The 21,935-nt window shown below is 72.4% G+C and carries 24 protein-coding genes; 14 read left to right on the top strand and 10 right to left on the bottom strand.

The features are described 5' to 3' along the window. A complete protein-coding gene (locus ACFRAL_RS13300; protein ID WP_336394732.1) occupies window positions 1-237 on the bottom strand; it encodes a hypothetical protein in 237 nt (78 codons plus the stop codon). An 88-nt stretch (window positions 238-325) separates the two neighbouring features. Beyond that, window positions 326-619: a GNAT family N-acetyltransferase gene (locus ACFRAL_RS13305; protein WP_336394731.1), complete on the bottom strand. Its 294-nt coding sequence runs from the start codon at window positions 617-619 to the stop codon at window positions 326-328. 550 nt (window positions 620-1,169) lie between these two features. On the opposite strand from ACFRAL_RS13305, the gene ACFRAL_RS13310 reads away from it, so the two are divergent. The 3 genes from ACFRAL_RS13310 to ACFRAL_RS13320 all read left to right on the top strand — a co-directional run bounded on the left by ACFRAL_RS13310 (window position 1,170) and on the right by ACFRAL_RS13320 (window position 3,516). Beyond that, window positions 1,170-1,907 (top strand): winged helix-turn-helix domain-containing protein, encoded by a 738-nt coding sequence (locus ACFRAL_RS13310; protein ID WP_378883648.1) that lies wholly within the window; start codon window positions 1,170-1,172, stop codon window positions 1,905-1,907. A 47-nt stretch (window positions 1,908-1,954) separates the two neighbouring features. Beyond that, window positions 1,955-2,962 (top strand): DNA-3-methyladenine glycosylase family protein, encoded by a 1,008-nt coding sequence (locus tag ACFRAL_RS13315; RefSeq protein WP_378883650.1) that lies wholly within the window; start codon window positions 1,955-1,957, stop codon window positions 2,960-2,962. A gap of 137 nt (window positions 2,963-3,099) precedes the next feature. Beyond that, window positions 3,100-3,516, top strand: a complete 417-nt coding sequence (locus tag ACFRAL_RS13320) for a VOC family protein (protein WP_378883850.1) — start codon at window positions 3,100-3,102, stop codon at window positions 3,514-3,516. An 18-nt stretch (window positions 3,517-3,534) separates the two neighbouring features. Here the strand turns inward: ACFRAL_RS13320 and ACFRAL_RS13325 are convergent, their stop codons facing one another. Beyond that, complete coding sequence (locus tag ACFRAL_RS13325) at window positions 3,535-4,452, bottom strand: aldo/keto reductase (protein WP_378883653.1); 918 nt, start codon at window positions 4,450-4,452, stop codon at window positions 3,535-3,537. 90 nt (window positions 4,453-4,542) lie between these two features. On the opposite strand from ACFRAL_RS13325, the gene ACFRAL_RS13330 reads away from it, so the two are divergent. The 3 genes from ACFRAL_RS13330 (at window position 4,543) to ACFRAL_RS13340 (ending at window position 5,893) form a co-directional block, all read left to right on the top strand. Next, window positions 4,543-4,767, top strand: a complete 225-nt coding sequence (locus tag ACFRAL_RS13330) for a hypothetical protein (RefSeq protein ID WP_336394727.1) — start codon at window positions 4,543-4,545, stop codon at window positions 4,765-4,767. A 70-nt stretch (window positions 4,768-4,837) separates the two neighbouring features. Next, on the top strand, window positions 4,838-5,023 hold the full coding sequence (locus ACFRAL_RS13335) for a DUF1918 domain-containing protein (protein ID WP_336394726.1): 186 nt from the start codon (window positions 4,838-4,840) through the stop codon (window positions 5,021-5,023). Between the two features lie 81 nt (window positions 5,024-5,104). Beyond that, the gene (locus ACFRAL_RS13340) at window positions 5,105-5,893 is read left to right on the top strand and encodes a siderophore-interacting protein (protein WP_378883656.1); all 789 of its coding nucleotides are present in this window, start codon (window positions 5,105-5,107) and stop codon (window positions 5,891-5,893) included. Window positions 5,894-5,902: 9 nt separating this feature from the next. Here the strand turns inward: ACFRAL_RS13340 and ACFRAL_RS13345 are convergent, their stop codons facing one another. Next, on the bottom strand, window positions 5,903-8,044 hold the full coding sequence (locus tag ACFRAL_RS13345) for an alpha/beta fold hydrolase (RefSeq protein ID WP_378883658.1): 2,142 nt from the start codon (window positions 8,042-8,044) through the stop codon (window positions 5,903-5,905). 33 nt (window positions 8,045-8,077) lie between these two features. Beyond that, on the bottom strand, window positions 8,078-8,956 hold the full coding sequence (gene sigJ, locus ACFRAL_RS13350) for an RNA polymerase sigma factor SigJ (RefSeq protein WP_378883660.1): 879 nt from the start codon (window positions 8,954-8,956) through the stop codon (window positions 8,078-8,080). 109 nt (window positions 8,957-9,065) lie between these two features. Here sigJ and ACFRAL_RS13355 point away from each other — a divergent pair, with 109 nt between their 5' ends. Continuing rightward, entirely contained in the window at window positions 9,066-9,824 is a 759-nt protein-coding gene (locus ACFRAL_RS13355; protein WP_378883663.1) for an SDR family oxidoreductase, read from the top strand. 126 nt (window positions 9,825-9,950) lie between these two features. Beyond that, entirely contained in the window at window positions 9,951-10,697 is a 747-nt protein-coding gene (locus tag ACFRAL_RS13360) for an NAD(P)H-binding protein (protein ID WP_336394721.1), read from the top strand. A gap of 14 nt (window positions 10,698-10,711) precedes the next feature. On the opposite strand, the gene ACFRAL_RS13365 is transcribed toward ACFRAL_RS13360, so the two are convergent. Together ACFRAL_RS13365 and ACFRAL_RS13370 are read right to left on the bottom strand one after the other, a co-directional pair. Beyond that, complete coding sequence (locus ACFRAL_RS13365; RefSeq protein WP_336394720.1) at window positions 10,712-11,545, bottom strand: aldo/keto reductase; 834 nt, start codon at window positions 11,543-11,545, stop codon at window positions 10,712-10,714. Between the two features lie 52 nt (window positions 11,546-11,597). Further along, complete coding sequence (locus ACFRAL_RS13370) at window positions 11,598-11,789, bottom strand: hypothetical protein (protein WP_336394719.1); 192 nt, start codon at window positions 11,787-11,789, stop codon at window positions 11,598-11,600. 205 nt (window positions 11,790-11,994) lie between these two features. Between ACFRAL_RS13370 and ACFRAL_RS13375 the strand changes: the two genes are divergently transcribed. Both ACFRAL_RS13375 and ACFRAL_RS13380 read left to right on the top strand, forming a co-directional pair. After that, on the top strand, window positions 11,995-13,032 hold the full coding sequence (locus ACFRAL_RS13375; RefSeq protein WP_378883668.1) for an agmatine/peptidylarginine deiminase: 1,038 nt from the start codon (window positions 11,995-11,997) through the stop codon (window positions 13,030-13,032). Between the two features lie 19 nt (window positions 13,033-13,051). Further along, on the top strand, window positions 13,052-14,764 hold the full coding sequence (locus tag ACFRAL_RS13380) for an amidase (RefSeq protein ID WP_378883853.1): 1,713 nt from the start codon (window positions 13,052-13,054) through the stop codon (window positions 14,762-14,764). A 26-nt stretch (window positions 14,765-14,790) separates the two neighbouring features. Here ACFRAL_RS13380 and ACFRAL_RS13385 read toward each other — a convergent pair whose 3' ends face one another. After that, on the bottom strand, window positions 14,791-16,290 hold the full coding sequence (locus tag ACFRAL_RS13385; protein WP_378883671.1) for an MFS transporter: 1,500 nt from the start codon (window positions 16,288-16,290) through the stop codon (window positions 14,791-14,793). 108 nt (window positions 16,291-16,398) lie between these two features. On the opposite strand from ACFRAL_RS13385, the gene ACFRAL_RS13390 reads away from it, so the two are divergent. Beyond that, complete coding sequence (locus ACFRAL_RS13390) at window positions 16,399-17,070, top strand: TetR/AcrR family transcriptional regulator (RefSeq protein ID WP_336394715.1); 672 nt, start codon at window positions 16,399-16,401, stop codon at window positions 17,068-17,070. Window positions 17,071-17,080: 10 nt separating this feature from the next. Further along, entirely contained in the window at window positions 17,081-17,923 is an 843-nt protein-coding gene (locus tag ACFRAL_RS13395; protein WP_336394714.1) for a hypothetical protein, read from the top strand. Between the two features lie 33 nt (window positions 17,924-17,956). On the opposite strand, the gene ACFRAL_RS13400 is transcribed toward ACFRAL_RS13395, so the two are convergent. After that, window positions 17,957-18,538 carry a TetR/AcrR family transcriptional regulator gene (locus tag ACFRAL_RS13400; protein ID WP_378883675.1) on the bottom strand — a complete coding sequence of 194 codons (582 nt, stop codon included), beginning with the start codon at window positions 18,536-18,538 and terminating at the stop codon, window positions 17,957-17,959. A 107-nt stretch (window positions 18,539-18,645) separates the two neighbouring features. Between ACFRAL_RS13400 and ACFRAL_RS13405 the strand changes: the two genes are divergently transcribed. Then, window positions 18,646-19,401 carry an SDR family NAD(P)-dependent oxidoreductase gene (locus ACFRAL_RS13405; protein ID WP_378883677.1) on the top strand — a complete coding sequence of 252 codons (756 nt, stop codon included), beginning with the start codon at window positions 18,646-18,648 and terminating at the stop codon, window positions 19,399-19,401. 112 nt (window positions 19,402-19,513) lie between these two features. Here the strand turns inward: ACFRAL_RS13405 and ACFRAL_RS13410 are convergent, their stop codons facing one another. Next, entirely contained in the window at window positions 19,514-19,897 is a 384-nt protein-coding gene (locus ACFRAL_RS13410) for an HNH endonuclease (protein WP_378883680.1), read from the bottom strand. A gap of 181 nt (window positions 19,898-20,078) precedes the next feature. Between ACFRAL_RS13410 and pgi the strand changes: the two genes are divergently transcribed. Next, window positions 20,079-21,761, top strand: coding sequence for a glucose-6-phosphate isomerase (gene pgi, locus ACFRAL_RS13415; protein ID WP_378883682.1), 1,683 nt, complete (start codon window positions 20,079-20,081; stop codon window positions 21,759-21,761). The last annotated feature ends 174 nt before the right edge of the window (window positions 21,762-21,935 follow it).

The raw sequence follows: 21,935 nt of genomic DNA on the forward strand, positions 1-21,935 counted from the left end.
TCAGGGCTCCTCTCCACGCTGTGCATCGGACGCGAGATCGGGGTCGGCGCCCTGGCGGGCCGCCTCGCCCTCGACGGGATCGTCCGGCGCGAGGGCGGCGTCCGTCAGCAGGTCGCCCTCAGAAACTGCGGCGCTGCGCTCCCGCGACTCGACGTCGTCCACCTGATCCCAGCCGCCTTGCGGGTCCGCGTCGATGACGCCTTCGGGAAGGTCCTGATCCGACCGATCGCGCTCCATGTCGCGCTCCTCTCGTCCTTCCCCAGCATCCCCCGCCCGCCGCGGGGCGTCATGGGGTTGACAAGATGGGCGGGCGTCGGGACGCGCGTCAGGAGCGGGACTGCAGCATCCCGCGGTGCGCCGGGTTCTCCTCGAACCAGTCGGCGACGTACCAGCAGACGGGCACGATCTTCCGGTCGCCCGTCTGCTCGAGCTCCTGCACGGCCCGGCCGACGAGCTCGCCGGCATAGCCGTGGCCCCGGAACGTCGGCACGGTGTAGGCGCGTGTCATGGCCACCGTGCGTCCGTCGTCGCGGTAGTCCAGCACGCTGACCAGATCCTCGCCCCGGTGCAGCGTGTAGCGCGAGGAGTCGGTCTCTTTGGTGAAGCGGAGCTCGGTCACCCGCACAGGCTACGCCCGCGGGCTCGGGCGGGGCGGCTGACCGGGCGATATCGCGGCATTCCTTGAGCAGGCGTCCTGCCGGCCTTCAGGGACGGCGCCGCCCGGGAGCCTGCCCGGCGCTCGCGTCAGACTGAGCAATCTGTCACATTCCTTCATGATCGAGCCTCGACATCCGTGCGATTTGACGTTTTCCGACAAACTCCGTCATAATCGGCCACATGACTGACAACGCGCTGTATCTGTCCGCCCGGGAGGCGAACAGGACTGCCGGCATGATGATGGCCGGCCGCATTGTCATGTGTTGTCGAATGTGCCACTAGCACGGTGACCCCCGTCGGACTCCTCCTCCGCTTCTGAAAACGGATCGCACGGAGTCCCCCGAAGCACCGGTTTCGTGCGTCGATCACGCGCACCCGGATCCGCTTCGCACATCGCCCAGCGTCGGGCAACAGGCCATCACCCGGCCGACGGCCCTCGCCTCCGACGACATGGGCCGCAGCACACACCAACCCGGCTCCGCCCCCGGGTTCCTCCCGCAAGGACCATCATCATGTCGAACACCGCTCTCCTCGACCGCCCCGCCACCGCTCCCGTCCGCCACCTCCGCGCCGTCGACCGCCCGGTCGGCGTCCAGCCGCCCGCGCCGGAGCCGGCCCAGCCGGCCGCGCGTGCCCTGCCCGCCGGCACCGCGCCCCGCGGCTTCGCCCTCTACGTCGGAATCGACGAAGCGAAGGCCGCTGCGTCGGGAGTGAGCCTCGGCGTGCTCGTCGACGCACTGCGACGCACCCTGGCCGACCTCGCGCCTTCCGCCGAGACGTACGCCACCGTGGCCCTCGCACCCGTCGGCTCCGGTGGCCGCGACGTGGACGTCGTGCGGCTGGCCCTGCACGAGCCGTCCGCCGTGGCGCGCACGAAGCAGGACGAGCCCGAGGACGAGGAGATCGCCGCCGGCGGCGTCGTCGTCGACATCTCGCGCAAGCGCGTGCTCATCGACGGCGAGTCGGCCGCGTTCACCTTCAAGGAGTTCGAGCTGCTGCAGTACCTCGTGCTCCGCGAGGGCCGCACCATCGAGCGCACCGAGCTCGTCACCTCGCTCTGGCAGGGGACCTCCGACGAGGACGCCCCGGGCGAGCGCACGATCGACGTGCACGTGCGCCGCCTCCGCGCGAAGCTCGGGCGCTACGAGGACATCGTGCGCACCGTCCGCGGGGTGGGCTACCGCTTCGACCGTCACGCCGACGTCGTCATCCGCTACGGTCACGGCACGCCTTCGCCCGACCGCTTCTGAATCGCGCTCCGACAGCGTGTCGGAGGCGGGGGCGTAGGGTGGGCGGCATGGCCACGTCGCTCTCGCGCACTCCCCGGACGAGGGATGCCGGGCGCTCCGCGACGCGCGCCGAGCCTCGCGATCCGCGCCCCGATCACGGGCGGCCGCTCGAGACGGAGTACCGCCCCCGTCAGCCTCTCGACCTGCGTCGCACAGTGCTCTTCCAGCGGCGCGGGGCTGCTGACCCGACGATGACGGTCTCCGGCGCCGTCATCTGGCGGGCGAGCCGGACTCCGGCCGGCGTCGCGACCCTCGCGATCCGCGAGACCCACCCCGGCGTCGTCCGAGGAGCGGCGTGGGGCCCCGGCCGGGAGTGGGCGCTTGCTCAGCTGCCGGCGCTGTGCGGCGCCGACGACGACCTCACCGGCTTCGACGCGGCGCGGCATCCGCTGATCGCCGGCGCCCACCACCGCAACCCGGGCCTGCGGCTCTCCCGCACGGGGCTCGTCTTCGACGCGCTGGCCGGCGCGATCTTCGAGCAGAAGGTGACCGGCATGCAGGCGTTCGGCGCGTGGCGCCGCATCGTGACGTGGTGCGGCGAGCGCGCGCCCGGGCCGACGCCTATGCCGATGTTCGCACCCCCCACCATCGACGGCTGGCAGCACGTCCCGTCCTGGGTCTGGCACCGCGCGGGGCTCGAGCCGCCGCAGTCGAAGACCGTGGTGCGCGCCGCCCGCCGCGGCGATGCGCTCGTGCGCGCCGTGCTGAGCGCAGAGGACGGCGAGGCCGTCGACCGTGTGCTCCTCAGCCAGGCCGGAATCGGCCCGTGGACCTCCGCCGAGACGCGCATCCGGGCGCTCGGCGACCCCGATGCCGTGAGCGTCGGCGACTTCCACGTCGCGCACGAGGTCGGCTACGCGCTGACCGGGCACCGCGTCGACGATGACGGGATGCTGCAGCTGCTGGCCGCCTGGCCTGGCCACCGCCAGCGCGTGATCCGCCTCATCGGCGCGAGCGGCGTGCGCGAACCGCGACGCGGTCCGCGGCTGCACCCGGAGGACCACCGCGACCGCTGACCGACGCAGGACGGCGTCGGCCCGGCACGCAGGCGCGTCGCCCGGAGACCCTCTTGCCGATGTCGGAGGCCCGGACGACACTGGGACGCGCCACGCGGCCGGGCGCGGCATCCACCATCCGTCTTCAGGAGTTCGACATGCCCAGCCTCAACCCGTATCTCTCGTTCAAGAACCAGGCCCGCGAGGCGATGACGTTCTATCAGAGCGTCTTCGGGGGCGAGCTCGACATCTCGACCTTCGGTCAGTTCGAGGGCATGGTGCAGGACCCGGCAGAGGCCGACCTGGTCATGCATTCCCAACTCACCACCCCGGACGGCTTCGTGCTCATGGCCGCCGACACCCCGACCGGCATGACGTGGCAGCAGCCGGCCGGCGTGTCGGTGTCGGTGAGCGGCGACGATGAGGCGCCGCTGCAGGGGTTCTGGCACAAGCTGGCCGACGGGGGCACCGTGACGATGCCGTTCGACACGCCGCCGTGGGGCGGGCGGTTCGGCATGCTCACCGACCGCTTCGGGATCGACTGGATGGTGGCGGTCAACGCTCCTCAGCAGTGAGCGCCCGCCGCCGTCGCGTCAGGCGTATTCGCTGTCGTCGACCGGTGACGGAGCCGGCCCGAGCGCGTCCAGCTCGGTCCACACCTCGTCGGGGATCGGCGTGGCGGCGAGCTCGTCGAGCTGCGCGAGCCGGCGAGCCGACGAGATGCCGACGATCGTCGAGTCGACCAGCGGCGAGCGCAGCGAGAAGTGCAGCGCGACCGCGGGAAGAGCCACGCCGTGCGCCGCGCACACCTGCTCGAGGCGGGCCACCCAGTCCTGCAGAGCAGGCGGTGCCGGGCGGTAGCCGTACATCGCCCCCTCCCGGGCGCCGGTCGCGAGGATCCCGGCGCCGAACGGCGCCGCGTTGAACACCGTCATGCCTCGCTCCCGCGCGTCGGCGAACACCGGTGCGGCCGACTGGTCCACGACCGTGAACCGGTTGTGGATCAGCACCGCGTCGAAGACCCCGGTGCCCACGTAGCGGGCCATCATGGGGGCGGGCCCCGCGGCGACGCCGATCGCGTCGACGCGACCGGACTCCCGCAGCTCGATGAGGCCCTCCACGGCCCCGCCGCGTGCCATCGCCTCGTCGAAGGTCACGGTGTACGGGTCGTGCAGGTGCAGGAGCGGCAGGCGGTCCACGCCCAGGCGCGCCGTCGTCTCGTCGAACGACTGCAGCACCCGCTCGCGATCGAAGGCTCCCGTCTCGGGATCGCAGTCGACCTTGGAGATGACCCGGGTGGCGGCATCCGGGCCGGTCCGCGCGATGGCGAGCCCGAGCACCGCCTCGCTCCGGCCTCCGGCGTAGTTGTTGGACGTGTCGACGAAGGCGTGCGTGCCTGCGAAGAGCTGCTCGGCGAACGCGACGGCGGCCTCCTCTTCGGGCGAGCCGGGCGCGGTGTCGCGTCCGAGGCCCGAGGTGCCGAGGGTGAGCGGGCTGACATTGAGGGTCATGGCATCCGTTCCGTGTGGGGGCGTTCTGTCCAACCTACCGAGGCGCGATCGGCGTGGGCCGCAGGCCCGGCCGCGCTCTAGGCTTTCGGCATGGCGACGACGCGCAAGGGCTGGACCCGCGGACACTCCGGATGGGCGCTCGGCACCGCCCTCATGTTCACCCTCGGGATCATGTTCGGGCTGATCTGGGGGAACGTGCTGCTGGGCGTCCTGCTCGCCGCGGCCGTGTCGATCGGGTGGCTGATGGCCTACGAGTCGTGGCGGGGTCGCAGCGTCGGTCTGGAGGATCGCGACGACGACGGGGCGCGCCTCTGACCCGGACGCAGCGTCGGCTCTACCCCTCGCTGCCCGCCCGTCGTATCGTGTGCGCCAGGAGGTGGTCCGCATGCAAGCGAGCGTCGGGGACCGCGTGGTCATCCATGGCCGCGTCGTCGGAGCGGTGGAGCGCGCCGGCGAGGTGATAGAGGTGCGAGGCAGCCAGGAGAACCCGCTGCTGGTGGTTCGCTACGACGACGGGCACGAGGCGATCCTGTCGCCCGGCAGCGACTGCGAAATCCGTCACGTGTCCTGATCGGGCGCGCGAGCACCGCCGGCCGCTGGGGCGCACCCTATCAACACCGAGCCTGAGCACAGTCAGGCTAGCCTCACCTGCATGGACAACCGAACTTCGTTCAGGCTCGAGCCCACCGGACTCGAGCTGCGCTTCCGCCGCGCCACGTTGGCTGCCCGCGAATGGCTCACCCCCTCGTACGTGCGCGTCCGGCTGCAGGGCCCGGAGCTGACGGGCTTCCGGTCGCTCGGCGCCGACGACCACCTCCGCCTCTTCTTCCCCGAGGGCGCCCCGGAGACCGTCGATGATCTTCGCGCCGCGCCGAACCGGGAGTACACGCCGCTCGCGTGGGGCGAGGACTGGCTCGAGATCGAGTTCGCCATCCACGGCGACCCCGCCGACGGGACCGCGGGGGTCGCCGCGGCGTGGGCGGCGACCGCCCCCGTGGGTGCCGTCGCCGGTGTCGGCGGCCCGCGAGGCTCGAAGGTGCTGACCGGCCGTCCCGACGCGTGGCTCCTCGCCGGCGACGAGACCGCCGTGCCCGCGATGCGCCGCTTCGCTCAGGCGATGGACGCCGACGCCGTCGGCAGCATCCACGTGGAGGTGACGGATGCCGCGCACGCGCTGCCCATCGATGCTCCGGCCGGCGTCCGCGTCGAGCAGGTGCACCGCGGCACCGGTCCCGCCGGCGTCGCTCTCGCCGCCCGGCTCGACGCGCTGACGGCCGAGGACCGGCCGACGGGGTCGGTGTTCGGCTTCGTCGCGGCGGAGCAGTCGATCGTCAAGCCCGGGCGCGCGCTGCTGCTGGACCGGTGGAGCCTCGCGCCGGAGCAGATGATCGTGAAGGGCTACTGGAAGCGCGCCGAGATGGAGTACCACGCCCCGCACTGACCCGGCGGGCTACCCCAGGAGCTCGGGCCGCTGGAACTCCTCGCCCCGCAGCTGCTCGGCGAGGAACGCGAACACCGTCTCGTACCAGATCACGGCGTGCTGCGGCTTCAGGACCCAGTGGTTCTCGTCGGGGAAGTACAGGAAGCGGTGCGGCATGCGGCCGTCCTCGTCCGCGTGGTGCTCGGCCAGGTCGGACCACAGGCGCAGGCTCTCGCCGAGCGGCACGCGGTAGTCCTTGTCTCCGTGGACGACCAGGAGGGGTGTGCGGATGTCGCGCACGAACCGGTGCGGCGAGTTCTGCACCATCGCCTCGCTCGTGAAGATCCGCTGCCAGTACTCGGAGTTGTCGGTCGTGCCGGCGAACTGGTCGAGCGCCCACAGGCTCGCGTGCGTGACGATCGCCCGGAAGCGGTCGGTGTGGCCGGCCACCCAGTTCGCCATGTAGCCCCCGAAGGAACCGCCCATCGCGGCGGTGCGGGTCTGGTCGATGTCGTCGCGGGACTCCACCGCCGCCGTGATCGACAGCAGGTCGGTGTAGGGCTTGCCGCCCCAGCTGTTCCAGCCGCGCGCGATGAAGTCCAGGCCGTAACCCGTCGACAGCGCCGGATCGGGCAGCAGCACGGCGTAGCCGCGGGCGACGGCGAGCAGCGGCGCCCAGCGCCAGCTCCACGCGTTCCAGCTGTTGAGCGGGCCGCCGTGGATCCACAGCAGCAGTGGCGCCGGGGCATCCGCGGACGCGCCGTCGGGCAGCAGCAGCCAGCCTCGCACGCGCGCGCCGTCCTCGGCCGTGGTCTCGACCTCGGTGATCGACCCGGGTGCGACGGGCGCCGCGGCCGGTGTCGCGAGGGGGGTCACGTCGCCGTCCCGCGCGATGCGCACGGGGTGGGGCGGCACCACCCACGACGAGCGAAGGGCGACGAGGTCGCCGGTGCGGCCGTCGACGGCGACGTTCGAGTACGCGAAGTCGTCGGCGGTGAGCTTCTGGGCCGAGCCGCCGTCGAGAGGGAGACGCCACACCGGTCCGCGGCCGTCGTCATCGGCGGTCGCGATGAGGGCGGCGTCGCCGGCGTCGAAGGCCAGCGACGAAGCCCAGCGATCCCAGTCGGCGACCACGCGACGAGCGCCGGTGCCGTCGATGCCTGCGGTCCAGACCTCGTAGTCGGTGGGGGCGTCGGGCGTCGACTTCACCGTGCGGAGGTACGCGATCCGGCTGCCGTCATGGCTCACCGCGGGCATCTCGTAGTCGACGCCGATCTCGTCGAACAGCGTGCGCCGCTCCCCCGTCGCCGTGTCGATCGCCACGATGACGCGGCGTCCCGCCCGCTGCTCGCGGTGCTCGAGCGAGACGATCAGCGTGGCGCCGTCCGGGGTGAGCGCGGCCTCCGCGTGGTCGGCGGAGCGGCCCGGCCGCGGCGTGAGATCGCGCGGGCGGGGCAGCGTGGCGGGGTAAGGCGTGCCGGCGGAGCTCGCCGGGGCAGCCCTGCCGTCGCCGGCCGCGGCATCCGCCTGCTCCTCCTCCTCGGCGGCGGACTCGGCCACCGCGGCGGCGATCGTGTCTTCGAGGGCGTCCGTGTCGACGGCGAGCAGGTGCGGTTCGGCGGGTCCGAGATCGTGGTCCCAGAAGCGCACCGGGTACGCGTCGTGCAGGATCGCCGAGACCTTCTTCTCCTTGCGCCGGGCGCGCAGCGCCGCCTCGCTCTCGAGCGTGTCCCCGCCCGGCAGGAGCGATGCCGAGAGGACGACCACGTCGGACGCCTCGGCCGTCGCCGCGATGCCGTCGACGCCGCCCGCGAGCCGCGTGACCGGCCGGGCTTCGCCGCCCGCGGCCGGAAGCAGCCACAGCTGACCCGACTCGTCGTCGGCGTCGCCTTCGGAGTCGGGCCGCGCCGACACGAAGAGGATGTCGCCGCTCGCGGTGAACGCGGCGCCCGCCTCGCCCTTGGCAGATCTGGTCAGCCTGCGGGGCGTCCCTCCGCCCGTCGCGGGCACCGCCCACAGGGCCCGCTCGTAGCCGGTGCCGTCCTTCTTCAGCGCGGCCACCGTGAGCACGGCGGTCGCGCCGTCGGGCGAGAGAGCGATGCCCTCGACCCTCGGCAGTGCGATGTAGTCGGTCAGCGAAGCGAACGCAGTGGAGCCGGTGGGGGTCGCCATGCCCTCCACGCTAACCGAGGGCCGGCCGCCGCCTCACGACCACTGCGTGAGCTTGTCGGGGTTGCGCATGATGTAGACGTCCGTGATGCGGCCGTCGCGCACCCGGAGCGTGAAGTGTGCGCTCGGCTCGTCGCGGAGCGTCGCCAGGAATCCGAGGCCGTCGGGCGTCTGGACCGCGTGGAGGACGGCGTCCGGCTCGAGACGCGGCAGCCCGAGGAGGAACCGCGCCACGCGATCGGCGCTTGCGACGGGCCGCAGCGCCGCCGAGGCGCGCCCGCCGCCGTCGGAGCGCAGCACCACGCCGGGATCGAGCACCGAGACGAGCGCGTCGAGGTCGCCGGTGGTGGTCGCGGCGGCGAAGGCCCGCGCGACGGCATCGTGCTCCGCGCGCGAGGCGTCTCCGGCGCGCCGCTCCTGCACCCTCCGCCGTGCGTGCAGGGCCAGCCGGCGGACCGCGGCGCTGCTCCTGCCGAGCGTCGCGGCGATCTCGTCGAACGGCACGCCGAAGACGTCGTGCAGCACGAACGCCACCCGCTCGGCGGGCGTGAGGGACTCGAGGACGACCAGCAGCGCCAGTGAGACCGAGTCGTCGAGCGCGACGCGGTCGGCCGGATCGACGGGGACGGATGCCGCGACCGGCGAGTCCTCCGGCACCGGCTCGGGAAGCCACTCCCCCACGTAGCGCTCACGCCGGGCGCGCGCCGACCCCAGCATGTCGAGGCAGACGCGGCCCGCGACGCGCGTCAGCCACGCTCCGGGGTTGCGGATCGCGGCGCGATCCTCCTCGGACAGCCGCAGCCAGCGCACGTACGTCTCCTGCACCGCGTCCTCGGCGTCGGCGACCGTGCCCAGCATCCGGTAGCACACGGCGAGCAGGTTCCCCCGCTCGCCGTCGACGTCGATGGGCGGCATCCGTCCTCCTCACGCGGGTCTGCGGCGCGACATGTCACATTCTGTCGTGCTGCGTCGTCGAAGAGGCGAGAGGTTCCCGTCGACCGCGCGGGACGAGAGGAGACATGTCATGAGGATCGCAGTCGCCGGAGGCACCGGGGCCGTGGGCGTCCACGTCGTCGACGCGCTGAGGAGCGACGGCCACGAGCCCGTCGTGCTCAGCCGCAGCAGGGGGACGGATCTCACCACCGGCTCGGGGCTCACCGCCGCGCTCGAGGGCGTCGAGGCGATCGTGGACGTCGCGAACGTGTCCGCGCTGTCGGCCGAGGCGGCGACCCGGTTCTTCCACGCCGCCACCGGCAGCCTTCTCGACGCGGCGCAGCGGCTGGGCATCGCACGGCTGGTCGTGCTGTCGATCGTCGGGATCGACCGCATGCCGCACGACTACTACGCCGGCAAGCTGGCGCAGGAGCGACTGGTCGAAGCGGGGGACGTGCCCTGGACGATCCTGCGGGCCACGCAGTTCCACGAGTTCGCCGCGCAGCTCTACGACCGCGCGACGCTGGGCCCGCTTCATGTGGCGCCGCGGGCGCGGGTGCAGCCGATCGCCGCCCGGGAGGTGGGAGCCCGCCTGGCGCAGCTCGCGACCGGCCCTGCGCGCGGCCGCGTGGCCGACCTCGCCGGGCCGCGGGAGGAGCGACTCGACGAGATGGTGAAGGCCTATGCCCGCCGGGCCGGACATCGAGGATGGGTCCCCTCGGTCTCCCTCCCCGGCGCGCAGATGAAGGCCATGCGGGCGGGCCTCGGCCTGCCGGGCCCAGGAGCGGACCGCGGCACCCTGAGCTTCGCCGACTGGCTGGAGGACTCGGCCGACCTCGCGCGCCGCTGACACGGCGTCACGACGTCGCTGCGGCTGCGGCGCGGCGGGCTCGGGGCGGCGGGCTCGGGGCCTCGCGGCATCGGCCGCCGTCGGTCACGATGGGGAGTCCAGACGACCCGCACCCGAGGGGGATCCGTGAGACTCGCGATTGCCGGCGGCACCGGCATGACCGGCGCGCACATCGCCGCGGTCGCGCGCGAGCGGGGTCACCGGGTCGTCGCGCTGTCACGCAGTGCCGGGATCGAGCTGCTGAGCGGCGCGGGGCTCGGTCCGGCCCTCGAAGGGGTGGACGCGGTGATCGACGTCACGAACGTGGTGACGGCGAGGCCGGACGTCTCGGTGATGTTCTTCGCGGGGGTGACGAAGACCCTGCTCTCGGCGGAGCGCGCGGCCGGCGTGCCGCATCACCTCGCGCTGACGATCGTGGGGGCCGAGGCGGCGCCGGACGGCTACTACGCCGGAAAGCTCGCGCAGGAACGGCTCGTCTCGCGCGGCGCGGTGCCGTGGACGATCCTGCGCACGACGCAGTTCCACGAGTACGCGGCGATGATGTTCCACCGCACGCACGCCGGCGCCCACGTCGCCCCGACCGGACGCGTGCAGCCGATCGCGGTGCGCGAGGTGGCGCGACACCTCGTCGACCTCGCCGAGCACGATCCCGCAGGTCGAGCCACCGACCTCGGCGGTCCTCGCGAGGAGAGCCTGGCCGACATGGTGCACCGGTACGCGCACGCGATCGGCTACCGCGGCCCGCTGCCCGAGCTGCACACCCCCGGCGCCCTGGGGCGCGCGCTCCGCTCCGGTGCGCTGCTCCCCGGCCCCGACGCGCTGCACGGCACGCAGACGTACACCGAGTGGCTGGACGCCCTTCCTGACGCCTGAGAGGGTGAGCCGGCTTACATCTCCTCGTGCGTGAGGGGGTCGCCGTCCCACAGCCGACCGCGCTCCAGACCGCTGATCGCGGCGAGCTGGTCGTCGGTGAGGGCGAAGTCGAAGATGTCGGCGTTCTCCCGCTGCCGGTCGGGGTCGACCGACTTCGGGATGGGCGTGCTGCCGATCTGCGTGTGCCACCGCAGGACGACCTGCGTGGGCGTCACGTCGTGCACGGTGGCCAGCTCCTGCACCAGCTGCTCGGTGAGCAGCTCACTGCGGCGCGCGAGCGGGCTCCAGCTCTCGGTGCGGATGCCGTGCGTGGCGTGGAAGGCGCGCAGCGCCTCCTGCGGGAAGTACGGATGCAGCTCCACCTGGTTCACGGCGGGGACGACCCCCGTCTCCTCGATGAGCTCGGTGAGCATCTCCTCCGTGAAGTTCGAGACGCCGATCGAGCGCACCAGCCCCTGCGTGCGGGCGTCGATCAGGCCGCGCCACGTGTCGACGTACCGGCCGACGCTCGGGTTCGGCCAGTGGATGAGATGCAGGTCGATGCGGTCCAGCCCCAGGGCGTCCAGCGACCCCTTGATGCTGTCGACGGCCTCCTGCCGCCCGTGGTGCCGGCCGGGGATCTTCGACGCGACGAGGATCTTGTCGCGCGCGACGCCGCTGCGGCGGACCGCCTCGCCGACCTCGCGCTCGTTCTCGTAGTTGACCGCGGTGTCCAGCAGCCGGTAGCCGGCTTCGATCGCGGCGACCATGGCCGCGATCCCCTCCTCGCCCCGCAGGTTGTAGGTGCCGAGGCCGAGTTCGGGGAACCAGGCTCCGTCGTTCAGGATCACGGTGGGGATCGCGCTCATGCTTCCATCCTGGCGTGGATCCCGCACGGCGGGGCGGCCGGGCCGGGTGTCGTCACGGGAGCTGATCCGTGCCGATCTCCCCCTCGCGCGCCGCGCGCTCGTCGGCTTCCGCGCTGTCGACCTGGTCGTCGTCGATGTCGGAGTCCAGCGGGCGATCGTCGTCGTCCGGGCGCAGCAGCGGGTCGAGGATGGTGTCGTCGTCGCGGTCGTCGTCCATGGGACCGTCGTAGGGCTGGCTGGTCATGGTGCCCTCCTTCCACTGCCCCGACCGTACGACCGGGTCGCCCTGGGGTTGGAGGGGCTTGCGCCGCGGCATCCGCTCGCGGTAGCGGGCCGGGCGGCGAACCTCGTGGTGCCGGCGGCTCGCGCATGGATATCTTCTTTAGTGATCACTGGACGATCACGGATGCCGCGCTGCGGCGATCGCCGACACGAAGGGACCCGCGACGATGGCGTGGAGGATGCCGCACGAGGGCGACCCGCACGAGCGCACCTGGATGGCCTTCCCGAACGAGGGCCCCACCCTGGGCGACGATCCCACCGAGCAGGAGCGCTTCTACGCGGCATGGAGCGACGTGGCCAACGCCGTCGCCGGCTTCGAGCCGGTCACGATGCTCGCGGATCCCTCCAAGGCCGAGCGCGCGCGGCGCATGCTGGACTCCGCGATCGAGATCGTCGAGACCCCGGTCGACGAGTTCTGGTTCCGCGACCACGGCCCCACCTTCGTCGTCGACGACGAGCGCCCGGGCGTGCTCGGAGCGGTGGACTGGGTGTTCAACGGGTGGGGAGCCCCGGCGTGGGCGTCGTGGGCGAGGGCCGCCGAGCACGCCCGCTTCACGGCCGGGCTGGTGGGGGCCGACCTCGTCAGTTCGCTGCTGGTGAACGAGGGCGGCGGCATCCACGTCGACGGCGAGGGCACCGTGCTCGTCACCGAGACCGTGCAGCTGGACCCTCGCCGCAACCCCTTCGCCGACAAGGCCCGCGTCGAGGCGGAGCTTCGCCGCACCATCGGCGCCACGACGGTGGTGTGGCTCCCCCGCGGCCTCACCCGCGACTATGACGCGTTCGGCACGAAGGGGCACGTCGACATCGTGGCCACGATCCCGACGCCCGGCCGCGTGCTCCTGCATGTGCAGCAGAACCCCGAGCACCCGGACTTCGGGGTGTCGCGCGAACTGCACGCGTTCCTGTCGGAGCAGACGGATGCCGCAGGCCGCACATTCGAGATCATCGATCTGCCCGCCCCCGCGACCCTCCGCGACGACGAGGGCTTCGTCGACTACAGCTACGTCAACCACCTCGTCGTCAACGGCGGTGTGATCGCCTGCGGCTTCGGCGAAGAGCGCGCCGACGCCCAGGCGCGCGAGATCCTCGGGGCGGCGTATCCCGGTCGGCGCGTCGTGACGGTCGACGCCCGCCAGATCTTCGCCGGCGGTGGCGGCATTCACTGCATCACCCAGCAGCAGCCGAAGGTCGTGGCCCCATGAGCCCCAGGTGTGACACGTGATGTACCCCGTGGTCGAGAAGACGATCGCCGAGCTCCGCGAGGCCCTCGAGTCCGGCGCCGTGACGAGCGTGGAGCTCGTCGACGCCTACCTCGCCCGCATCGACGCGTACGACGCCACGGGCACCGAGACCGCCCTCAACGCCGTGGTCGTGCGCAACCCCGACGCGCGGGCCGAGGCGGCGGCATCCGATCTCCGTCGCGCCGAAGGCCGCGCGCTGGGTCCGCTCGACGGCATCCCGTACACCGCCAAGGACTCGTTCATGGCGAAGGGTCTCACCGTGGCGGCGGGGTCGCCCGCGTTCCAGGATCTCGTCGCCCAGCGGGACGCCTTCTCGATCGAGCGCCTCCGCGGCGCCGGCTGCATCCTGCTCGGGCTCACCAACATGCCCCCGATGGCGAACGGAGGCATGCAGCGGGGCGTGTACGGGCGCGCCGAGAGCCCCTACAGCGCCGACTACCTCACCTCGGCGTTCGGCTCGGGGTCGTCCAACGGCTCGGGCACCGCGACGGCGGCCTCGTTCGCGGCCTTCGGCCTCGGCGAGGAGACCTGGTCGAGCGGCCGCGCGCCCGCCTCGTACAACGCGCTGTGCGCCTACACGCCCTCGCGCGGCATCATCTCGGTGCGCGGCAACTGGCCGCTCGTGCCCACCATGGACGTCGTCGTCCCGCACACCCGCACGATGCGCGACCTGCTCGAAGTCCTCGACGTCCTGGTCGCCGACGACCCAGAGACCCGGGGCGACTTCTGGCGGGCGCAGCCCTGGATCCAGATCCCGGATGCCTCGGCCGCACGCCCCGCGTCCTACCCCGCGTTGGCGGCGCCCGACGCAGATGCGGCGCGGGCCGCCCTGGCCGGGCGCCGGTTCGGCGTGCCGCGCATGTACATCGGCGCCGACCCCGAGGCGGGGACCGCCGGGGGCATCGGCGGCCCCACCGGAACCCCCATCGAGACGCGCCCGTCGGTGCTGTCGCTGTGGGAGCAGGCGCGCCGCGACCTCGAGGCCGCCGGCGCGGAGGTCGTGGAGGTCGACTTCCCCACGGTCACGAACTACGAGGGCGACCGCCCCGGCGCGCCGACCATCAGAACCCGCGGCCTCGTGCCCGAGGAGTTCCTCCGGCGCGAGATCGTCGACCTCTCGGCCTGGGCATGGGACGACTTCCTCCGAGCCAACGGCGATCCGGCGCTGGACCGGCTCGATGACGTCGACGGCGCCGCCATCTTCCCCCACCCCGAGGGTGCGCTTCCCGACCGCTACACCGGTTTCGACGACGACATCGCCACGTACCCGGCACAGGTGCGAGAGCATCCGTACGCGTCGTTCTCCGACATCCCCGAGATCGAGCGCGGCATCCGCGGTCTCGAGGAGACCCGCCGCCTCGACCTCGAGGAGTGGATGTCGCAGCATGGCCTGGACGCCGTGCTCTTCCCGGCCGTCGCCGACGTCGGCCGCGCGGACATGGACGTGAACGTGGCATCCGCCGATCTCGGCTGGCGCAACGGGGTGTGGGTCGCCAACGGGAACCTCGCGATCCGCCACCTCGGCATCCCGACGGTGACCGTGCCGATGGGCACGATGGCGGACATCGGCATGCCCATCGGGCTGACGATCGCCGGGCGCGCGTACGACGACGCCGCCTTGCTGGCGTGGGCGTCCGCGTTCGAGGTTCTGCGCGTGCGCCGGACAGTGCCGCCGCGCACGCCCGAGCTCTGAGCTGCCTCCGGGGAGGCGTCGCGCGGTCAGCGCAGGCCCGAGCGCAGATCCTCTCCGGCCTCGCCGATCGCGTCGAGCGTGCGGTCCGGTCCCCCGGCCCCGTCGTCCTCGCCGCGCGGGCCGGGGGCCGACGTACCGTCGTCGGTGGCCAGCGACGGCGGGGCCGCGGCGTACGCGGCGGACAGGTCGCGGTACGGCTTGGAGAAGAAGGCGAGCAGCACGACCAGGAGCAGCAGCAGGCTCGCGCCGACGAACGCGAGCGCGATGCCGCGGGCCTCGCCGTCGCCGAGGAGCCAGCCGAACCTCTCCTGCCCCTGCGGCGACTCCATGTACGGGATGAGCCAGAACTGCGCGACCGGCCCGATGATGAATGCCGACACGGGCGCCGCGGCGGACTCCACGCTCGCCGCGAACCCGAACACGCGCCCCTGCTTGTCATACGGCACGACGCGCTGCACGATGGTCTGCTCCGAGGCCTCGGCGATCGGCATCAGGCTCATGAAGATGAGGATCCCGAGGGCGTACAGCCACCACCACTCGCGGATCGCGAAGGTCATGCCGAGCAGCGCGATGCCGATGTTCACGAGCAGCAGCGTGCGGACCGGGTTCCTGCCCAGACCGAACTTGGCCACCAGCGCACCGCCGATGATGAAGCCGAAGCTCGTCACGCCCAGCACGATCCCCCACAGCTCGACGGAGAACAGCGTCAGACCGTACGGGTCCATCAGAGCCATGAAGACGCCGCCCACGAGATTGTTGAAGGTGGCGAACAGGATCAGGGCCAGCAGACCCGGGACGGCCATCACCGCCGGGATGACGCCGCGGAAGCCGAAGCTCTTCGGCGCCTCGCCCTCGACGTGCGCCACGCCTCGCTCGGGGATCGGCACGAAGAGCAGGTGAACGAGCGCCACGCCGGTCGCCGCGATCGCGATCGCGATGGTCCACCCCATGCCGAGGAGTCCGATCGACAGGCCGGAGAACACGCTGGTCACCATGAACGCGATGCCCTGCACGGCGCCCACCAGGCCGTTGGCCCGGTCCCGTCGCTCCGCCGGCACGAGCAGCGTCACGGTCGTGGACAGCGCGATGTTGCGGAGGTTCTCCACCACGCCACCGAGGAGGATCACGCCCGAGAACACCCAGAACCACGGCCCCTGCCAGTCCAGCAGCGTGCTCTCGGGGAACGCGAGGAACAGGGCGCCGGCGACCAGGTAGGCGGCCGTCGTGACGACGCTCGACAGGAGCATCACGGCCTTCTTCTTCATGCGGTCGACGATCACGCCGAAGACCACGCCGAACACGGCGACCAGGAGCATGTACGAGCCGCCGATGATCGCGGTCGCCAGCACCGACCGGGTCTCGAGGTACACCCAGAACGTCAGGGCGAACCAGAGATAGCTCGTCGTGACGTTGGCCACCGCGGTGTTGACGAGCACCTGGTAGAACGCGCGCAGCGTGCGCTCACCCGGCGTGTGCTGCGCCATCTCGTCGGAGCGCGCGGCACGCCCCGGGGTCGGCTGGCTCATGGGTCCTCCGGCGTGTTCGCGGTGGGGGCTGGGGGTGGGCGATACAGTGAATGTGGACACCGTTCACATGGAATGTTCACACCGTACACACCCGAGCGGGGCGGCGCAATGATCACACCGCGCACCTATCATCACGGCGACCTCCGACGTGCGCTCATCGCGGAGGGGCTGCAGCTCGCCCGCACCGGCGGCCCGGGCGCCGTGACGCTCCGGGAGGCGACGCGCGCGGCGGGCGTGTCGCCGAACGCCGCGTACCGGCATTTCCGCGACCGCGACGCCCTCGTGCGAGCCGTCGCCGCCGAAGCGCAGCTCGCCCTCGCCCGCGCCATCGCCGACCGCGTCGCGCTCGCGCCCGCCGACCTCGCGCCGGCCGACCGCGCGATCGAGCGCCTCCGCCGCGTCGGTCTCGCCTACATCGACTTCGCCCGCGCCGAGAACGGGTGGTTCGAGACCGCCTTCTTCACGCAGGACACGCACGCCAACGACGGCATCGTCACGCTGGACGACGAGATCGTGGCGCCGTTCCGGCTCTTGATGCAGACGCTCGACGAGATGGTCGACTCCGGCGCGCTGTCGGCCGATCGCCGCCCCTACGCCGAGTGGGCCTGCTGGTCGTCCGTGCACGGATTCGCCGAGATCGCCGTGCACGGTCCGGTCCGGTGGCAGCCGCCGGGCGTGATCGACGCCCTCGCCGCGAACGTCGTCGAGGCGGCGATCACCGGCGTCCGGGGCGCACCCGCGGGCACGGCACCGGCCCACCCCACCGCTTCACCCTCCTAGACTTTCGCGCATGGCGGCCACTCGCGAGGCGATCCCGACCGCGCGGCACTCGCTGGTGCGCCGAGGGCTGTGGTGGGCGGCGGACTACGCCTACGCGGCGCGACGGCAGCTCGCGGTGCTGTCGCTCCCGTGGGCCATCGGGCGTCCCCGCCCCGCTCCGGCCGCGTGGAGCCGGGACGACCCGGAGCTGCCGGAGGTGTATCTGCTGCCCGGCGTCTACGAGCACTGGACGTTCCTGCGCCCCCTCGGCGACGCCCTCGCCCGCGCGGGGCACCGGGTGCGGGTGGTGCACGGCCTCGGCGTCAACCGACGCGGCGTCCCCCACACGGCCGAGATCCTGGGCCGGATCCTGAGCGACACGCCGCCTCCTCCCGCGGGCCGGGTGCTCGTGGCGCACAGCAAGGGCGGGCTCATCGGCAAGCACCTGCTCGTCTCGTCGGGCGCGGCGGCGCGTGCGGCGGTCGAGGCCGCCACCGGCGGCGACCCCGCGGCGGCGGCCGCCGCGACCACCGAGGACGGCCGCCCCCTCGGCGTGCTGGGTCTCGTGGCCGTGGCGACCCCCTTCGGCGGGTCGCGGCTGGCGGGTCTCTTCGTGATCCCGAGCATCCGCGCCTTCCGCCCCGACGACGAGACCATCGTGACCCTCGGGCGCGACGCGTCGGTGAACGGCCGTATCGTCTCGGTCTTCGGGCCCTGGGATCCGCACATCCCCGAGGGCAGCGCGCTGGACGGCGCGACGAACATCGTCGTGCCGACGGCCGGCCACTTCCGCGTCCTCGGCGCCGCCGCGACGACGCGCGCGGTGCTCGACGGCATCGCGCTCCTCAGCCGCGGAGGTGTCTCCGAGGAGTAGATCCGGGGTGCGATCGCCGGTGTCCTCCGCCGTTCACGCGATCGATCGGTGCGGCCACCACGCGGGAAGCAGCGCGGTGTACACACGCAGGAAGTCCTCGACCCGCGGATCCGGATGCCGCAGCCAGCCGCCGATGACCCCGACCGTGCCGTCGGCGAGGAACCGGGCGGCCGCGTCCGACACCGTCGCGGCGGGCATGTCCTTCACCGGCAGGTCGAGCTCGATGCGACCGCGCGCGAGCAGCGTCTCGGTGGTGCCTCGGAAATGGCGGCTGAGCATGGCGTGCAGGGCTCCGCCGCCGCCGGCCAGCTCGCGGCGGTAGATGTCGGCGTGCCGCAGGATGTGGCGGAGCACACCCTCGGTCACCGTCGCGAGGGCGGTCGCGGCATCGGACCGGTCCTCCATCAGCTCACGCCGGAGAGCGTCGAGCTCGGCCATGAGCGCCTCCTCGACGAGCCTCTCCGGCGAGTCGGCGTGCTCGTAGAACGTCGAGCGGTGCACGCGCGCGGCTGCGGCGATGCGGGTGACCGTCAGCTGCGAGATGGGCTCTCCCGCGGCGAGGTCCAGCGCCGCGGCGAAGAGGCGATCGCGGCTGCGTCGCTTGCGGGGATCCATCAGGCCTCCGGGAATGTTTTCCGACAGGTGTAGGTTAGGGCATGTATAGCCGACACATGTCGGAAAGTGACAGGCGCCACGCGATGACGCCACCAACGGAGGTAATCATGGCTACGTACGATGTCGCGGAGCGGTCCGCCATCGTCACGGGCGCCGGGTCCGGCATCGGCCGGGCGGTCGCCCTCACCCTCGCGGCGAACGGAGCGGCCGTCCTCGTCGCCGACGTGCGACAGGAAGCCGCCGACGCCGTCGTCGCGGAGATCGCCCAGGCCGGCGGCACCGCCGCGGCGTTCGTGGGCGACGTCGCGGACCCGGCCGCCGGACAGGCAGCGGTGGACGCCGCCCAGGCGATGGCCCCGCTGCGGATCGCCGTGAACAACGCGGGAATCGGCGGCGCGGCAGCGCCGATGGGCGAGTACCCGATCGACTCGTGGCAGATGGTCATCGATATCAACCTGAATGCGGTGTTCTACGGCACGCGGGCGCAGGCCCCCGCCATCGCCGCGAACGGCGGCGGGTCGATCGTGAACATCTCATCGGTGCTCGGCTCGGTGGGCATCCCGATGTCGTCGGCGTACGTCACCGCCAAGCACGGCGTCGTCGGACTCACCAAGAACGCCGCGCTGGAGTACGGCGCCCAGGGCGTGCGCGTCAACGCCGTCGGGCCCGGCTTCATCCACACGCCGCTCGTCGACGCCAACCTCGACGCCGACGCGCAGGCGGCCCTCGCGGCCAAGCACGCGCTCGGTCGCCTCGGGGACCCGCAGGAGGTCGCGCACCTCGTCGCGTTCCTGTCGTCGGATGCCGCGACCTTCGTCAGCGGGAGCTACCACCTCGTCGACGGCGGGTACGCCGCGCAGTAGCGGGCATCCCCGCGGAGCGACCCGCGCGACCCGGACGCGCGGGCCGCTTCGCACACCCCGGCGGGCCGGGGGTCGATGCTCAGGAGCGCTCCGGAGCCTCAGTGCCGGCGCGTCAGCTCCCCGGCGCGTCGGCCGGCGCCTCGACCACCGTCGCCGATGCCCGCCACGCGGCCAGCACCTCGATGTGACGGAGCAGGAAGGCCCGCTCGTCCAGACGCTTGCGACGCAGCCACCCCGTCACCTCGTCGTTGCACTTGCTCGCGTTGCACGAGCGGCACGCCGGCACGACGTTCTCGAACGTGTACCGGCCGCCGCGCGAGATCGGCAGCACGCAGTCCTTCTGGAACGGGCCCACTGCCGTGCCGCAGTAGGCGCACGCGCCCCACGCCTCCAGGAGCGCCTGCCACTCCTGGACGCTCAGGTCGTTGTCGGCCGCGGCGACGCGACGGGCACGCCGGCGCGCCGCTCGAGCCCTCCGGGACTGACTCACCGCCACGCCGCAACGCTACCGAGCCCCGACGGACGATCGCGTCGGCACACCGTCGAGCAGCGGGATGCGCCACGTCCGGGTGGCCCGGAAGCGCACCGACGGACGGGAGGCCGGACTCACAACGCACACGATCCGGCCGTGAGCAACACGAAACCGTGCCGCCGACCGGCGCGAGTACGGTAGTGGCGTGACTGCTCCCGTCGATGCCACCGCCACGTCCGCCTGGGCCGAGCTCAGCTCCCTCCGCGACTCGTTCGCCCCCGACCTGCGCGAGTGGTTCGCGATCGATCCCCGCCGCGCGGAGCGTCTCAGCTTCGAGCTGGCCGACCTCCACGTCGACCTGTCGAAGAACCTCGTCACCGACGAGATCCTCGCCGCCCTCGTGCGCCTGGCGGAGCAGACGGGGGTGGCCGAGCGCTACGCCGCGATGATCGCCGGTGAGCACATCAACACCACCGAGGACCGCGCGGTGCTCCACACGGCGCTGCGGCGCCCCGCGGGCGCGCAGCCGGCCCTCGTCGTGGACGGGCAGGACATCGACGCCGACGTCCAGTCCGTGCTGACGGCGATGACCGCCTTCGCCGACCGGGTGCGCTCCGGCCAGTGGAACGGCGTGACCGGCAAGAAGGTCACGCACATCGTCAACATCGGCATCGGCGGATCGGACCTCGGTCCCGTCATGATCTCGGCCGCGCTCGAGCCGTACGCGACGGCCGGGATCCAGGCCCGCTTCGTGTCGAACATCGACCCCTTCGACCTCGCGAGCAAGACGAAGGACCTCGACCCCGAGACGACGCTCTTCATCGTCGCGTCGAAGACGTTCACCACGCTCGAGACGCTGACGAACGCGCGCCTCGCCCGGGACTGGCTGTGGGCCGGGCTCCAGGGTTCCGGGGCGATCGACGGCACCGAGGAGCAGAAGACGGATGCCGTCGCCCACCACTTCGTCGCGGTCTCGACCGCGCTCGACAAGGTCGCCGCCTTCGGCATCGACCCGGTGAACGCGTTCGGCTTCTGGGACTGGGTGGGCGGCCGCTACTCGGTGGACTCCGCCATCGGGCTGTCGCTCATGATCGAGCTCGGACCCGACGTGTTCCGCGAGCTCCTGGCCGGCTTCCACGCCGTCGACGAGCACGTCCGCACGACCCCCCTCGAGCGCAACGTGCCCGTGCTGATGGGCCTCCTCAACGTCTGGTACTCGAACTTCCTGGGCGCGCAGTCGCACGCGGTCCTTCCCTATGCCCAGCAGCTCAGCCGCTTCGCCGCCTACCTGCAGCAGCTCACGATGGAGTCCAACGGCAAGTCGGTCCGCTGGGACGGCTCCCCCGTCACCACCGACACCGGCGAGGTGTTCTGGGGCGAGCCGGGCACGAACGGGCAGCACGCGTTCTACCAGCTCATCCACCAGGGCACACGGCTGATCCCCGCCGACTTCATCGCCTTCGCGAACCCCGCGTACCCGCTCGAGGACGGCGGCCGGGACGTGCACGGGCTGTTCCTGTCGAACTTCCTGGCGCAGACGAAGGCGCTCGCGTTCGGCAAGACCGCAGCGGAGGTGGAGGCAGAGGGCACGACAGGCGCGCTCGTGGCGGCCCGCACCTTCGCCGGCAACAAGCCGACCACGTCGATCTTCGCGCCCGCGCTGACCCCCGCCGTGCTCGGTCAGCTCGTCGCGCTGTACGAGCACATCACCTTCACCCAGGGCGTCATCTGGGGCGTCAACTCGTTCGACCAGTGGGGCGTCGAGCTCGGCAAGCAGCTCGCTCTGCAGATCGCGCCCGCGATCGAGGGCGACGAGTCGGCGATCGCGGCTCAGGATGCCTCGACCCGCGCCCTGCTCGCGTACTACGCCGCCCACCGAACGGTCTAGCGAAAAGCGTCGGAGGGGCGGATGCCGGGAGGATCGGCATCCGCCCCTCTTGTCTGATCCCCTGGCGAGAGGTGGATTTCCGGCGTCCGGATCAGCACTTCTGCGGGAAAGCGCTCTGAGGTTCCGTTCAGCAAACGGCCGGGAGTCGTCCAGACGGGATGAGGCAGACTCGGG

It is taken from the genome of Microbacterium sp. NPDC056736, from assembly GCF_042790415.1.
In the GTDB taxonomy this organism is placed as follows: Bacteria; Actinomycetota; Actinomycetes; order Actinomycetales; family Microbacteriaceae; genus Microbacterium.